Below are 15507 nucleotides of genomic sequence, written 5' to 3' on the forward strand. Positions count from 1 at the left end.
AACGCTACAAGCCTTTAAATTAGCGACTTACAACCGTCCATCGCTTATTTTGAATCTGAACAAATCTGCAAGAAATCAACAAATTCAATCGCAGCAATGACTTGATGGCCAATCGCCAAAAAACGCTCAAGTGTTATACACGTGCAACATGTCATTTTGCTGACACGCTTTCCAAACCCTGCGCTATACCCCTTTTACAGTCTTCTTCCGAACTTCTTCTTTTCGCTCTATCGAGGGTGCGCAGATGGACGTGAGCGTATTTGGCACGGGCTATGTTGGACTTATTCAAGCCGCCGCACTTGCAGATGTCGGTCATCGGGTTTTATGCGTAGATATTGACCCAAACAAGATTAAACAACTGCAACAAGCCGTGCCGCCCATCAGCGAACCGGGACTGTCGGGCACACTTGAAGAAAACATAAAGGCCGGCCGTCTGCTGTTCAGCACCCAGGCCAGCGATGCGGTCGAGCATGCCGAGCTGATTTTCATCGCCGTCGGCACGCCGGCCGATGAAGACGGTTCCGCCGACCTCAGCCACGTGCTCAACGTCGCCCGGCAGATCGCTTCGCACATGGAGGCCGATCGCACCCTGATCATCAAGTCCACGGTGCCGGTCGGTACGGCCGATCAGGTGCTGGCCACCGCCAACAGCGAACTGCTGCGTCGCGGCAAAAGCAATCTGGCCGTGCGCGTTGTCTCCAACCCCGAATTTCTCAAGGAAGGCAGCGCCCTTGCCGACTGCATGCGCCCCGACCGGATCATCGTCGGCACTCGCGATGACGTGGCTCGCGAGCAGATGAGCGAGCTGTACGCGCCGTTCTGCCGCAATCACGAAAAACTCATGTTCATGGACAACCGCAGCGCCGAACTGACCAAGTACGCCGCCAACGCCATGCTCGCCACGCGCATCAGTTTCATGAACGAACTGGCCAACCTCACCGAACTGCTGGGCGCCGACATCGAAGCCGTGCGCAAAGGCATCGGCTCGGATCCACGCATTGGTTACCACTTCATCTATCCGGGCTGCGGCTTCGGTGGCTCATGCTTTCCCAAGGACCTGCGTGCCCTGCTGCATACCGCCGAACACAACGGCATGCCGCTGAAACTGCTGCGCAGCGTCACCGACGTCAACGACAGCCAGCGCCACATACTCTTCAGCAAACTCAAGGCGCAGTTTCCGCAAGGCCTGGCCGGCAAGTCCATCGCGATCTGGGGCCTGGCGTTCAAACCGAACACCGACGACATGCGCGAAGCGCCCAGTCGTTACCTGATGGACGCGCTGTGGGCCGAAGGCGCCAGTGTACAAGCCTATGATCCGGAAGCCATGTCCGAATGCCGGCGCCTTTACGGCTATCGCAACGACCTGCACCTGTGCGCCACCCGCGACGACACTCTGGAAGACGCCGATGCCTTGGTGATCTGCACCGAATGGAAAAACTTTCGCGTGGTGGACTTCGACCTGCTCGCGGAAAAACTGCGTTCGAAAGTCATCATCGACGGCCGCAACCTCTACAACCCGGAACACGTAGCCGCCGCCGGCCTGCATTACAGCGGCATCGGCCTGCGTCACATCGCACCGCAAGGGCTACGCCCATGAAAATCCTGGTCACCGGCGCAGCCGGCTTCATTGGCGCCCATTGCGTGTTACGGCTGATGCGCGACGGGCATGCAGTGGTCGGCCTGGATAACTTCAACGGCTATTACGATCCGCAACTCAAACACGATCGCGTGCGATGGGTACGCGATCAGGTCGGGCATTTCCCGCTCGCGCGGATTGACCTGGCCGACGCCGCCGCGATTGAAGCGCTGTTTGTCCGCGAGCAACCGCAAGTGGTGATCCACCTCGCGGCGCAGGCCGGGGTGCGCTACTCGCTGGAAAACCCGAAGGCCTATCTGGACAGCAACCTCAGCGGCTTTTTGAACATTCTCGAAGGCTGCCGGCATCATCCGGTCAAGCACTTGATCTATGCCTCGTCGAGTTCGGTGTACGGCGCCAACCAGCACACCCCGTATTCGGTGCACGACGGCGTCAATCACCCGCTGTCGCTGTACGCCGCGACCAAAAAAGCCAACGAGCTGATGGCCCACAGTTACAGCCACCTGTTCGGTATTCCCAGCACCGGCCTGCGCTTTTTCACCGTGTACGGCCCCTGGGGTCGGCCCGACATGTCGCCGATCCAGTTCGCCCGCGCGATCACCGAAGGCACGCCGCTGAAACTGTTCAACTACGGCGAGCACCAACGGGATTTCACCTACATCGACGACATCATCGAAAGCATCGCGCGCCTCACCGACCATCCGCCGCACAACCACCCCGAGTGGGATCGCGAACATCCCGACGCGGGCAGCAGCATGGCGCCGTGGCGCCTGTTCAACATCGGCGGCCACCACCCGGTGGAGCTGAAAACCTACCTGGCGTTGATGGAAAAACACCTCGGTCAGAAAGCCATTGTCGAGCTCTTGCCCCTGCAACCGGGCGATGTGCTCAACACCTGTGCCGAGACCGACGATCTGGCCCAGGCCACCGGGTTCCAGCCCCGGATCGAGCTGGATGAGGGGCTGGGGCGTTTCATCGCCTGGTTTCGCGACTACTACCCCACTGCCTGTCGCCCACGCGCCGCTCGCGGCTGAACATCAGCGGAGGATCCCATGACTGGACATGAGCAAGGTGTACCGATCCAACAAATGCGCCGCGACAAGCGCATTGACCCCGAGCACCGGATGCGCCTCGATGCGGCGATTCATCGCCAGGGACGCGGCTGGTTCACGGGCCGCGAAGGCGGTCGTCCATGGCAACTGTCGCGCACCAATCGGGTGATGGCCTGCTTCGGCGCCCTGGCGATTCTGCTATTGATTTCGCCGCTGTTGGTCGGCCTGGCGCTGATCATCAAGTTCACCAGCCCGGGGCCGGTGATGTTCGTGCAGAAACGCACCGGCTACCGCGGCCGCAAATTCGGCATGTACAAGTTCCGCACCATGGTCGCCAACGCCGAAGAATTGAAAGAGTCGCTGCGTCACCTCAACAAGCACGGGGTCGACGCGATTGATTTCAAGATCGACAAGGACCCACGCATCACCCGGATTGGCGGTTTCCTGCGGCGCACCAGCCTCGACGAACTGCCCAACCTGATCAACGTGGTGACCGGTGATATGCGCCTGGTCGGCCCCCGTCCGACCTCGTTCAACGCCTACCGCTACAAGGACAACCACCTTGCCCGTCTGGCGATCTACCCCGGCATGACCGGCCTGTGGCAGATCTCCGGACGCAGCAACATCGACTTCGACCAGCGCGTTGAGTTGGACCTCAGCTATATCGCCGAGCAGAGCCTTTTGCTTGATTTGAAGATTCTGTTGAAAACCCCCTTCAAAGTATTCAGCGGCCACGGAGCAAGCTAATGGACGGTTCAACCAACAAAAGCCTGAGCATCGCCAACCCCAGCGAATCGAACCTGACCTCGACCGTGCTGGATCTGGATCTGCGGATCCTGTTCCTGACCGCCGCCAACCCCGGTGCCGGCACCACCACCAGCGCCCTCGCGTTGGCCAGCCAACTGGCGCAAATGAGCAGCGGCCAGGTGCTGCTGGTAGACGCCAGCCAGTCGGCAAGCAACCTGACCCGGCAATTGAACCTGAGCAAGGAGCGCGGCCTGCGTGACTTGCTGTTCAACCCGGACAAACCGCCGCTGTTGCAGGACTGCGTGGTGCAGGTGTCGAGCCTGCCGTTTCACGTACTGCCCAACGGCCGGCCGATCCGCACCCTGGAACACCTCACCGCCGAGCGCCTGAGCCCATTGCTCGACCAGTTGGGCAGCCAGTATCGCTTTGTGGTGATCGACGGCGACGCGGTGTATTCCGCCGCCGACACGCTGGTGATCAGCACGCAGGTCGATGGTGTGGTGTTTGTCGTTCGCGCCGAAGACACCCGCTGGGAAGTCGCCCAGGCCGCTGTGCAACGCCTGACTCAGGCCGGGGCAAAAGTGGTCGGCAGCGTATTCAACCGACGCAAGTACTACATGCCCAAATGGCTTTACAAAAACCTGTAAGCGAACGCGAAGGATGACGCCATGAACGCCAAGATACTTGTTCTGCTGATGCTGCCGCTTGCAGGCTGCTCAAGCACCTCCGAAACCCAGAACATGCCGGTGAATATCCTCACCGCGACGCCGGCCAACGCCCAGGCCACCGACATGCCGAAGGTCGAGCAGACCCTGCGCCCGCAGGATGTGCTGGACGTGATCTTCCACATCAGCACCAGCGGCTCGGATGCCTACCGCGTGCAGTCGGGTGATCAGATCGGCCTGAACTTCACCGCGGCCAGCCAGCTCAACGGCAACCAACTGGTGCTGCCCGACGGCACCATCAACCTGCCGGGGGCCAACACCTCGGTGAAAATCGCCGGGCTGACCAGCGATGAGGCCCGTGAAGAAATTCAGCGTGCCTATCAGCGCAAACAGTTGTTTCAGCCCAACCGCAATCAATTGACCGTGCAGATCATCAGTCCGTTGACCAACGAGCAGAACCTGAAAAACGCGCTGAACCACCCGGCCACCGGCATGAGCCGTGAGATCACCGTGGGCACCGACGGCTACGCGAGCTTCCCGGAAATCGGCGCCGTGCCGCTGCAAGGCATGACCGTCAATCAACTGGAAACCTTCCTCAACCAGAAGTACGCGCAATTGCCCGGACGGATGAGCGTCGATGTGCTGCTCAAATCCACCGCCGGCAATGAAATCTACGTGCTCGGCGAAGTCGGCCAGCCGGGGTCCTACCCGATCCGCCGTCCGGTGTCGGTGCTTGAGGCGCTGACCCTGGCCCGGGGCACCAACGTCAAGGCCCGTCTGGATTCGGTGGTGATCATGCGCCGCAACGGCAACCAGGTGCAGGCCGTCCACTACGACGTGGAAAAAGCCCTGTCGGGCGACGCGTCGCAGATCGCCTACCTGCAACCGGACGACATGCTGTTCGTACCGAAAACCAAACTGGCGAGTGCCGGCGAACTCGCTCGGCAACTGGCCGACGTGGTGCTGTTCCAGGGCGTCGGGTTCAGCTTTGGCTACCGCGTCGACAACAAAGACAGCAACAACAACTGACTCTCAGGTGAACGATCATGAATCCAAAGGAAAACTACCTGCATGAGTTCTTCAGGATCTTCTTCGCCAACAAGCAATTGGTGAAACGGGTCTTCCTGATCTTTGCAGTCATCGCGTTGTTACTGCCGCTGGTGCTCAAACAGAGCTTCGATATCACCGCCCAGGTGATCGTGCAGTCGAAAAAACTCTCCCAGGGTGACGCCACCACGTCACTCACCGTGGATAACGCCACCTTCATTCCGCCGTCACTGGCGGACATGGAAACCGAGAGCAACATTCTGCGGTCACCGGCGCTGATTCGTCAGACCATCAGTGAACTGCGCGACAAGGGCGAATACACGCCACCGGTCGGCATGTTCGCCAGACTGGTCGTGGAACCGTTCAAACGCTACGTCACCTCGCCGCTGCGCCAGTACCTGATCAATCCGCTGCGCAACATGCTCGGCCTGGAAACCGATCCGGTGCGTGACACCGCGCTCGACGCATTGACCCAGCAAGCCATCGACAGCCTGAAAATCGAAACCCTGCCCGGCTCCAATGTGATCTCGATCGTCTACAGCTTCCCGGATCCGCATCAGGGCACGACGTTTGTCAGCGCCCTGCTGCAGAACTATCTGGTCAGCCGTCAGGCCCTGCAGTCGATCGACTTGCCGCAGTCTTTCTACGAGTCGAAGAAGCATCTCTATCAAGTGCGCCTCGATGGTCTGGAAGGTAACCGCCAGGCCTTGCTGGAAAGCGTCGGCTCGTCGGATCCGAAGGAAGAAATCACCTTCCGCCTGAACGCGATCAACACCGAGGAGCAAGCGCTGAACCTGTATCAGGATCGTCTGTTGCAGAGCCAGCGCTGGCTCGAATACCTGAAAACCGCGCTGGCCGCCGCGAGCAATAACAAGCTCAACGACTACACGTTTCCCTACACCTTCACCACTACGGTGGACAACGTGGCGTTCGAGGATCGCGAGATCAAGCAAATGGGTGAGCAACTGACCACCCAGGTCAGCCGCTACATGAACGATCTGGCAGTGTTCCAGCCCGGCAGCGAACCCATGCTGTTGACCCGCGAGCAAATCGCCCGCACCCGTCAGCAATTCCTCAAAGTGGTGAGCAACCGCATTCAGGAACGCACCAACGACCTGGCTGTGGTGCAACAGGTGATCAATCAGAAAACCGCACGCATTGCCGAGTTCAAGAACCGCATCCACACCTTGCAGCAGACCCAAAGCAAGTTGCGGCAGATGGACACGGAAATCGACGCGCTGCACACGGCATTCTCGACCTACGCGCAACGCTTCGCCGAAAGCAGCACCGCCGGCTCGCTCAACGATGACCTGTCGAACGCCAAGGTGCTCAGCCCGCCGTTCGAACCGACGGAGCCGGCATTTCCGAAACCGTTCCTGATCATTCCATTCGGCCTGCTCACCGGTTTGCTGCTGGCGATTGCCCTGGTCTACGTGCGTGAGTTCTTCGATCATCGCTTCAAACATCCGGCGCAAATCAGCCACGAACTGGGCCTGCCAGTGTTGCTGGTGATCAACGACGAGAACGCGCTGCCGAGCAATCCGCACAAGAACTGGACGGTGCCAAGCTTCGTGCACTGGGTGCGCAATTGAACACCGCGTCCGCCCCGAACCCCGCGCTGCCGATCATTCATTTGCTCAGCAGCGGCGGTTTCTATGGCGCCGAGCGGATGTTGCTGGATCATTGCCTGGCGACGCCGGGACAGCATCAGGTGCTGTTTCTCGACGCGCCAGCGGAACTGATCGCACGCTTCCGTGAGGCCGGGGTGGACTGTCGCGGGTGTGCCGGCCTGGGCGAATTGCTCAAGCACTTGCGGCAGCGGCGCAGCGAACAGCCGCTGATCAACACGCACAATTTCAAGGGCCTGCTATTCGGCTGGGTCGGGGCGACGCTGTTGCGCCTGCCGCTGGTGATTACCCAGCACGGCTTCACCCCGCGCAGTCGCAAGCAGAAGTTCTACACCTGGCTGAGCCTGCAACTGTGCCGCACCGCGTCGGTGGATCGGGTGGTCTGCGTGGCGGAAAGCATCGCCGCGCTGCACCGTCAGGCCAGTGTCCGGGCGGAGAAGTTGCAGGTGATTCCCAACGGTTTGCCCGCCGCTGCGGCGCTGGTCCCGGACGGCGACCGGCAGCGTTGGCTGAGCGGTTACGTCGGACGTTTGAGCAGTGAAAAAGGCCCGGATCTGTTTCTCGATGTGCTGATCCCGCTCTGTCACCAGCATCCGCAACTGGATGCGGTGATGCTCGGCGATGGCCCGGAACGCGAGGCGTTGCAGGCACGGATCGACAACGCCGGTCTGCAGCAACGGATACGTCTGCCGGGGTATCAGACCCACATGCAACCATGGTGGCGACAGCTCGATGCGCTGGTGATCAGCTCGCGCACCGAGGGCACGCCGATGATTTTGCTGGAGGCGATGCAGGCTGGCGTGCCGGTGGTGGCGTTCGCGGTGGGCGGGATTCCCGATGTGCTCGAGCATCGGCATAACGGCCTGCTCGCCTCCCCCGTCGACACCGCCGCCCTCGCCCGTCAGCTCGACACCCTGCTGAGCGAGCCGAAACTGGCGCGCCAGTTGCGCGACAACGCAAAACGCACGCAACAGGATCGCTACGACCTCAAGGCCCTGGCCGAACGCTGGTCGCAGCTGTACATCCGCACGGCACGGGAGGCACGCGCATGATTTTCCCGCTCTCGATCGTCACTCTGCTCGGCCTGGTGTGCATCGGTTTGCTCGCCAGTCCTTATCCGTTTCTGGCACCCGCCGCCGTCATTGGTCTGGTGGGTTTTTCGGTGTTGTACCGCAAGCCGACCTGGGGCCTGCTGGGGATTGCCGCGCTGGTGCCGTTCGAAGGGTTCTTCAAGGACAGCGCGTTCTCCGGGAGCAAACTGCTCGGCGCCTCGCTGGCGGTGATCCTGATGCTGCAACTGGCCCTGCATCAGATTCCCGGCGAGCGCCTGCGCAGCAACCTGTGGCGTTTTTTGCTGTGGTTTCTGGTCCTGTATTTCCTCAGCCTGCTCAATACCGATGACTTGGGCATGTCGCTGGGGCACCTGCGCGAGTTGAGCGTCGGGCTGATCCTGTTTGTCATCACCTTGCTGATTGGTCGCGAACTGAACCTCGACCTGTTTGCCAGACTGGTAACCCTGAGCGTCAGCGCCACCTGCGCCATGGCGATGTTCTCGGCCAAATTTCAGGACCAGGGTCGTGCGGCCGGGCTGCTCGAAGACCCCAACGCCTTCGCCCTGCTGATCGCCTTCGCCATTCCGTTGGCGCTGCTGTTGGTGATTCGCGGCCCCAACCTGCTGCACCGGTTGTTCTGGGGCGCCTGCTGCCTGTTGCTGCTCGGCGGCATGACCAAGACCGAGTCGCGCTCCGGGTTGGTGGTGGTGGCGCTGAGTCTGTTGATCGGCTGCTGGCACTACCGCGCCCAACTGACCCGGATCCGCCCACGACACCTGGGTTTCGCCATGCTCGGCGCAGCCATCGTGATTCCGCTGGCGATCTACGCGATGCCCGCCGGATACGTCGCACGCATTCAGTCGCTGAGTATTCTCAGCGCCGGCTCCAAAGCACAGGATGAATCCCTCGGCCGTCGCGCCTCGTACATCGTGGTCGGCAGCCAGATGATCCGCGAGAACCCGCTGCTCGGCTCCGGCCCCGGCACTTTCCCGCTGCACTATGCAACCACCGGTTACGCCAAGGCGTTTTCCGCCAACCGCAAGATCGGCGACCTCTATCGCCGTGCCCACAACACCTACCTGGAAATCTTCAGTGAACTGGGGATTCCCGCCGGGCTGCTGTTCGTCGGCATGCTTGGCCTGGGCCTGTACAACCTGATCCGTGCACGCGCCGCGTGGCTGCTGCGCCGTGACGGGCAACAGGCAGACCTGATGACCCACCTGGGCGTGAGCTTTCTGTCGCTGACCCTGTTCCTGATATTCCTCAGCGCGCCGAACCATAAATACGTGTGGATCATGCTCGCGCTGACCAGCGTGCTGCGCCTGAAAGCCGAACAAGCCCCCCTGACCGAGGCCCGCACATGAGCCGGATCAGCATCATTATCCCGATGTACAACGAGGCCCGGCACATCGGCCGCACGCTGCTGGCTGCACAAAAAGCCGCGCATGCAGCCAATGTGGAGTGTGAGTTGATTGTGGTCGACAACGGCTCGAGCGACGACGGTCCGCACATCGCCCGCCAGTTCGGCGCGCAGGTGCTGGTGCTGCCGGGCCTGCTGATCGGCGCCCTGCGCAATCGCGGCGCGCTGCTGGCGAGCGGCGAGTGGCTCGCGTTCATCGACGCCGATGTCGAGATGCCCGAAGACTGGCTCAAGCCTTTGTTCGAGCTGCAAGCCGAGGGACAGGCCGACGTGTTCGGTCTCGACCTGCACACCCCCGCCGCCGCGCCGTGGTACGCCACCGCCTGGCAACGGCGCACACTGCGCCCGTCGACTCAGGCGTCGCACCCGGTGGAGTGGCTGCCCAGTTCCAACCTGCTGATGCGCCGCAGCTGTTTCGACAAGGTCGGCGGGTTCAACGAACACCTGCGCACCGGCGAAGACAAGGAGTTCACCCTGCGCCTGCACAAACAAGGTGCGCGGCTGCTGTCGGTGAACAGCAGCGTGGCCCTGCACTGGGGCTACGAGATGAACTGGCGTGAATGGATGGGCAAGGAAATGTGGCGTCAGGGCAGCCATCTGCAACTGCTGCGCACCCATGGTTTCAGCCTGCGCCTGCTGCGTTTTCCGCTGCTGTCGCTGGCGGTGTGGATTCTGGATTTCCTCGCGATCTCGGCTCTGCTCGACGGTTTTCCGCATCACGCTGCGGTCATGGTGCTGTTGACTCTGTTGCCCGGACTGGTCCTGAGCATTCGTCAGAGTGCACGCCATCACGACCTCGGACTGACCCTGCAACTGTGGGGCCTGCACTGGCTGCGCCTGCACCTCGCCGGGGCGGCGTTCATTCTTAACCTGTGTCATTGGAACGCCAGGAGGCCTGCCCGTGGCTGAATTCATTTTCTGGCTGTGCCTGTTGCTGCCGGTGTATGCCTACGTGGGTTACCCGTTGCTGCTTACACTTCTGTCGCCGCTGTTTCCGGCATGGCGTCACGCCCCGGCACCGCCGCTGAACGTGAGCATCGTGATCGCCGCACACAACGAGGCGCGGCATATCGAGCACAAGCTGCGCACGTTGCTGGCGCAGGATTATCAACCGGCCAGCTTGCAGATCATTCTCGCCAGCGACGGCTCCAGCGACGACACCGTGGCCTGCGCGCGCAAGGTGGTTGATGCGCGCATCAGCGTGCTCGACCTGCCGCGTCAGGGCAAAGCGGCAACGCTGAACGCCGGAGTGGCCCTGACCACCGGCGACATTCTGGTGTTCACCGATGCCGACAACCAGTGGTCGCGGGAAACCCTCGGCCACTTGCTCGCGCCGTTGAGCGATCCCGCTGTCGGTGCCTGCGCCGGGCACATGGTGATCCCGGTGACCGGCGGCGGCCTCAGCGTCGGCGACAGCCTGTATCGGCACTACGAGGGCTGGTTGCGCCGGATGGAGAACCGCACCGGCTGCATGGTCTCCGCCGATGGCGCTCTGCTCGCCCTGCGCCGCGAGCTGTTCCAGAACGTACCGGCGGAGGTCAACGACGATTTTTTCATCAGTACCTGCGCACCGGTCGCTTTCAAACGCATTGTGTACGTCCCCGAGGCGCAAGTGATCGACCACGGCGTCGACGAAGCGGACAAACAGTTCCGCCGCCGTCAACGCGTGACTGTCGGTGGCTTGCAAAGCCTGGCCCAGCGCAGTGAGCTGCTCAACCCCCTCAAACATGGCCTGTATTCGGTCGCACTGATCAGCCACAAACTGATCCGCCGCCTGGCGCCGATCCTCCTGCTGCCGTTGCTGCTGAGCAACTTCTGGCTGTGGGACGACCACGGTTTCTATCGCCTGGCCCTGATCGCCCAGCTGTTCGGCTATGGCGTGGCGATCGCCGGTTTACTCGACTCGCAACACCGCTTGCCGAAACCGTTTCGTCTGGCCGCGTTTCTGCTGGTCACGCTCGCCGGGATGAGCCTCGGCCTGTGGCAGTTCCTGCGCGGCCAGCGGTATGCCCAGTGGAATCCTGAACAGAACCGTTAAGAGGACCGAAGCCATGGCGATCAAACAACTGATAAAACGCACCAGTGGCTGGCTCTATCTCAACTCTTCCGTGGGCCGCAACCAGTTGCACGGTGCCGGGGTGATTCTGATGCTGCACCGGGTGCTGGCCAACGACCGCGCCGCCAACCTGCCGCACCGCAATGAACTGTGCGTCGGGCCCAAGGCCTTCGAGCACTTGCTGGAGTGGCTGCGTCGCCACTTCGACTGCGTGCCGCTGATGGAAATCCTCCAGCCCAACTCGCTGCGCACCGAGCGCCCGCGGGTGGCGCTGACGTTCGATGACGGCTGGCGCGACAACGCGGTCAACGCCTGGCCGCTGCTGCAGAAATATCAGATACCGGCGAGTATTTTCCTCTCCACCGATTTCATCGGCAGCCGTCAACGTTTCTGGTGGGAGGCCCTCGGCGAAACCCTGTGGGGCAGCCACGGCGAGAAGCCGCGAATGCATTTGATCGAATGCCTGCAAGCGTGCGGTCATCCGCTGCCGGTGCTGCTCGACGACATTGACGTTGACCGGCGCAGTCTGGCGCTGTTGCATTACCTGCAAGGGCTCAAGGGCCTGGAGCCGCGTGAACTGGAACGCCTGACCGATGAATGTCCGCAAGAGTCGCAGCCGCAAGCGCTGGACTGGCATCAGGTGCGGGCGCTGGAGGCGTCCGGGCTGGTGCGTTTCGGCCCGCACGGTGCCAGTCACGCGATCCTCACCGGTCTGGATGATGTGCGCCTGAGCGAGGAAATCAGCCGCAGCCGCGATGCCCTGAACAATGGCTGCAACCGGCCGTTGCCGGTGTATTGCTACCCCAACGGTGACAACGACCAACGCGTGCGCGAACAGCTTGCCCGCCACGATTATCCGTTCGCCCTGGGCACCGCCACCGGCATCTATCGCGGCGAAGGTGATCCGCTGAACCTGCCGCGTTTCGGCGTCAGTCAGCGCACTGCACGCAATCCGGAACTGCTGTCGTGGCGAATCTTTCGCGGGGCACGGCCATGAGTCGAGGCCACTACCTCAAGCATCTGGCGCTGAGCATGGGCACCAAACTGGCGATGATCGCCCTGCGTTTGCTGCGCAACGTGCTGCTGGCGCGGATCCTCGGGCCAAGTGAGCGCGGGCTGTTTGCCCTGCTCAGCACCTTGCCGGACCTGATCAGTGCGGCCACCAGTGGCGGGCTGAATTCGGCGGTCGGTTATCAGGCCGCCAAGCAACGGCCGATGGGCCTGCTGCTCAGTCAGGTGTTGGTGTTCGGCTGTTTGCTGGCCGGGCTGTTGACCTTGCTGGTGGTGGCGCTGGTACGTGAATTCGGCAGTGAACTGGATGTCACCGTGCAACTCGGTCTGCTCGCCTGGCTGTTGCTGCTGGCGGTGCCGCTGACGGTATTGAAAAGCGGTCTGCTGACCTTGCACAACGCCTCGGGCGGGGTGGTGGCGTTCAACGCCTTGCGCCTGGTCGAGTCGCTGGCGCCGCTGCTGCTGTTTCTCGCCCTGTTCTGGATGTGGAAAAGTGCCGCCCTCGAAGCGGCGCTGATCAGTTGGCTGGCCGGCATCAGCCTGGTCGTGCTCGCCGGCTGGGTCTGGCTCAAACGTGCGCAACCGTTGCAGCTGCAGTGGGATCGCGCCAGCCAGAACGAACTGCTGCGCTACAGCGCCCGCAGCCATCCGGACCTGCTGTTCCAGCAAGTGATCCTGCGCTCGGATTATCTGTTTATCGGCGCCTTGCTCGGCAGTACCGCGCTGGGCCATTACGCAATGGCCAGCGCCGCCGCCGAACTGCTGCTGATCGTTCCGGAGGCGGTGACCACGCCCTTGATGAAACGCCTGCTGCAACAGGACGAAGGCATGGACAAGGTCACGCCACTGGCCCTGCGCCTGACCGCCACGGTGATGCTCGGCGCTTGCCTGAGCATGGCGGTGATTGGCCAATGGCTGATCGTCACGTTGTTCGGGGTCGCTTACCAACCGGCGTACCCGGCGTTGCTTGCGTTGCTGCCGGGGCTGCTGGGCCTGTGCTACGCAAGCATTCTGCGCCTCGATCTGCTGGGCAAAAACCGTCCCGGCACGGTGTCGTTGTTGATGGGCCTGGGCGCCCTGCTCAATCTGGCGCTGAACCTAGTGCTGATTCCGGCCTACGGCATCGTCGGCGCGGCGGCGGCTTCGTCGATTGCCTATCTGGCCGTGACCGTGGCGATGCTGGTGTTGTACTGCCGCTTGAGCGGCGTGCCGTTCTGGCAAACCCTGATCATTCTGCCCCGCGACGTCACACCGATGTGGCTGATGCTGCAACGGCGGAAAACCGCATGAAAGGCCTGGCCCTGCTGCTCGGTCTCGGCCTGTCGCTGGACGCCTTTGCCGCGTCCATGCGTTGGGGCGAGATCCGTGACGGCAGTCTGTATCTGCAAGCGGATCGCCCGGATACGGTCACGGTGCGCTGGACGCCGGCGTGGCAGGCCGAGGCCAATGAAGAGCATTTGTATCTGCTCGATGGCCAGGGCAGGTTGCAGGACGACCGGTTCATTCAGGCCCGTGAAACCCGTGGCAGCCAGAGTTGGCCGCTGTTGCCCGGCGCGGCCAGTTATCGACTGGAGATTCCCGGCTACAGTTTCCGCCATTATCGCGTTGAGCATGACGAGCGCACCGTCGCGTTGTTCGCCCCGGCCAAGGTGCATTTCAGTGCCGAAACGCAAAACGGCGACGAATTGTATTTCAAGGTCGCCGCCGGCGAACACGCCGTGCTGGCCGGCAAGTTTCATGGCGGCGTCAGCGCGTTGCAGGCGCAACGGGTCGGCGATGATCAAGCGCTGACACTCGCGCTGAAACCCTATCGCGCCTACTGGCAATTCGATCAGGTCGCACTGCCGGTCAGCGAGCGCGAGCAAGTCTGGCGCCTGCGCCTGCAAGGCAGCGGCAAGGCGGCGTTCTGGCTCGATGGCACGGCCAATCTGTTTGCGCAGAACCCGCAGCAACTCAAACCCTTGCGCGAAGACGCCGGCCAGATCCATCTGGTCGTGCATGACAAAGTCCTGGGGCGCACGCCGGATCTGGGCATCGCTCTGCCCTACGTGATGCCGCCAGCGGCCAGTCATGCCGCGCTCGATGCGCTGAAACCGACAGCGGCGAGTTACTACAGCTTTGTTGATGTGACGGCGAAGAATCCGCATTTCGAAGATGCGTTCCGTCAGGTGTATCAGGAGCGTTTCGGCATCAAGCAGGACATCACGCTGCTCGCTGGCAGCCAACGGCAGGCCGATCTGCGCGCCGATGTGCAAAGCAACGGCGGCCTCGCGGCATGGCTCGCCGGCACCCGTGCGCTGGGCGGCCAAGGCACGCACTACATCGGCTTTGCCGACGAGCCGAACCTCAACTACTCCAGCTATGCGCAATATCAGGCGATCTTCACCAGCATGGCCCGGCAGGTGCGCAGCGATCCGGCCAATGCCAGGGCCGGTGTGCGCATTGCCATGCCGGCCAGTTCGCGGCTGGTCAACGGGCCGTTCGCCGAGAACGCGGCAGACAAGCGCGGCATCGACTGGGCGCGGCGTCTGCTCAGTGAATCAGGTGATCAGGTCGATGCACTGGCGTGGCACGAATGGATGATCCGCGACCTCCTCGCCACTCGCGTCTACCGCGACAGCGTGCGGCGCGCCGCCGAACTGGTTGGCCTCGACAGCAAGGGGCAGCCGCGTAAAGCCTTGCTGCTCGACCAGACCAATCTGTCCAGCGGTTCCAGCCTCAGCCCCTACGATCAGGAAACCCACTACACCTCGCTGTGGTGGGCGTCGGTGGTGATCAACGCTTCGCAGGATGGCTTGCTGAGCATGCTCAACTGGTTCCAGGCCGCCGATGAGCCGCAATACCCCAAAGGCATGCTGCGCGTCTCGGACGATGAACGCCGCTTCGAGCTGAAACCGGTGGGGCTGGCCCAGCAGTTCATTGCGCAGCACTGGCTGCATCAGGTGCTGTGGCTGGAGAACGATGGATTTGAGGTGGATGTACTGGCGATGGCCGGCGACGAGCAGCGTGGTCTGCTCGGTGTGAATAAAGGCACACGCCTGCAGCGCATTGATCTGAGCGGGGCGAAATGCCCGTTGAACAATGGCGCCTTGCGCTACTTCGGCGCCGACAATCGCAGTCGCGACGCGCCGTTTGCCTGCCAGGACGGACGCGTGCGTTTCGAGCTTCCGGGGCAGACCCTCTTCTCCCTTAGCTGGAGCGCGTCATGAACCGTCCGTTGATGTTCAGCTGC

General features: G+C 62.2%; 13 protein-coding genes. All 13 read left to right on the plus strand.

The features are described from left to right. Positions 1-244 precede the first annotated feature (244 nt). The 13 genes from PseuLF5_RS06925 to PseuLF5_RS06985 are packed head-to-tail and all read left to right on the plus strand — an operon-like array spanning position 245 to position 15484. Positions 245-1597 carry a UDP-glucose dehydrogenase family protein gene (locus tag PseuLF5_RS06925; RefSeq protein WP_123467516.1) on the plus strand — a complete coding sequence of 451 codons (1353 nt, stop codon included), beginning with the start codon at positions 245-247 and terminating at the stop codon, positions 1595-1597. Further along, positions 1594-2631, plus strand: coding sequence for an NAD-dependent epimerase (locus PseuLF5_RS06930; protein ID WP_123467514.1), 1038 nt, complete (start codon positions 1594-1596; stop codon positions 2629-2631). The genes PseuLF5_RS06925 and PseuLF5_RS06930 overlap by 4 nt, the downstream gene beginning before the upstream one ends. Positions 2632-2649: 18 nt before the next feature. Next, positions 2650-3396, plus strand: coding sequence for a sugar transferase (locus PseuLF5_RS06935; RefSeq protein WP_123467512.1), 747 nt, complete (start codon positions 2650-2652; stop codon positions 3394-3396). Next, positions 3396-4043: a CpsD/CapB family tyrosine-protein kinase gene (locus PseuLF5_RS06940; RefSeq protein WP_123467510.1), complete on the plus strand. Its 648-nt coding sequence runs from the start codon at positions 3396-3398 to the stop codon at positions 4041-4043. Before PseuLF5_RS06935 ends, PseuLF5_RS06940 begins: the two co-directional genes overlap by 1 nt. A gap of 21 nt (positions 4044-4064) precedes the next feature. Continuing rightward, complete coding sequence (locus PseuLF5_RS06945; protein WP_123467508.1) at positions 4065-5090, plus strand: polysaccharide biosynthesis/export family protein; 1026 nt, start codon at positions 4065-4067, stop codon at positions 5088-5090. 17 nt (positions 5091-5107) lie between these two features. After that, on the plus strand, positions 5108-6700 hold the full coding sequence (locus PseuLF5_RS06950; RefSeq protein WP_128613587.1) for a GumC family protein: 1593 nt from the start codon (positions 5108-5110) through the stop codon (positions 6698-6700). After that, positions 6697-7788 (plus strand): glycosyltransferase family 4 protein, encoded by a 1092-nt coding sequence (locus PseuLF5_RS06955; protein ID WP_123467504.1) that lies wholly within the window; start codon positions 6697-6699, stop codon positions 7786-7788. Before PseuLF5_RS06950 ends, PseuLF5_RS06955 begins: the two co-directional genes overlap by 4 nt. Then, entirely contained in the window at positions 7785-9152 is a 1368-nt protein-coding gene (locus PseuLF5_RS06960; protein ID WP_123467502.1) for an O-antigen ligase family protein, read from the plus strand. Before PseuLF5_RS06955 ends, PseuLF5_RS06960 begins: the two co-directional genes overlap by 4 nt. After that, entirely contained in the window at positions 9149-10117 is a 969-nt protein-coding gene (locus PseuLF5_RS06965; protein WP_340133244.1) for a glycosyltransferase, read from the plus strand. The genes PseuLF5_RS06960 and PseuLF5_RS06965 overlap by 4 nt, the downstream gene beginning before the upstream one ends. Next, positions 10110-11246 carry a glycosyltransferase gene (locus PseuLF5_RS06970; protein WP_123467498.1) on the plus strand — a complete coding sequence of 379 codons (1137 nt, stop codon included), beginning with the start codon at positions 10110-10112 and terminating at the stop codon, positions 11244-11246. Before PseuLF5_RS06965 ends, PseuLF5_RS06970 begins: the two co-directional genes overlap by 8 nt. 13 nt (positions 11247-11259) lie before the next feature. Then, positions 11260-12261 carry a polysaccharide deacetylase family protein gene (locus tag PseuLF5_RS06975; RefSeq protein WP_340133245.1) on the plus strand — a complete coding sequence of 334 codons (1002 nt, stop codon included), beginning with the start codon at positions 11260-11262 and terminating at the stop codon, positions 12259-12261. After that, a complete protein-coding gene (locus PseuLF5_RS06980; RefSeq protein WP_123467494.1) occupies positions 12258-13565 on the plus strand; it encodes a lipopolysaccharide biosynthesis protein in 1308 nt (435 codons plus the stop codon). The genes PseuLF5_RS06975 and PseuLF5_RS06980 overlap by 4 nt, the downstream gene beginning before the upstream one ends. Then, positions 13562-15484, plus strand: coding sequence for a hypothetical protein (locus tag PseuLF5_RS06985; protein ID WP_340133246.1), 1923 nt, complete (start codon positions 13562-13564; stop codon positions 15482-15484). Before PseuLF5_RS06980 ends, PseuLF5_RS06985 begins: the two co-directional genes overlap by 4 nt. Positions 15485-15507: the final 23 nt, after the last annotated feature.

This window comes from Pseudomonas sp. LF-5 (assembly GCF_037626295.1).
Taxonomy (GTDB): Bacteria; Pseudomonadota; Gammaproteobacteria; order Pseudomonadales; family Pseudomonadaceae; genus Aquipseudomonas; species Aquipseudomonas monsensis.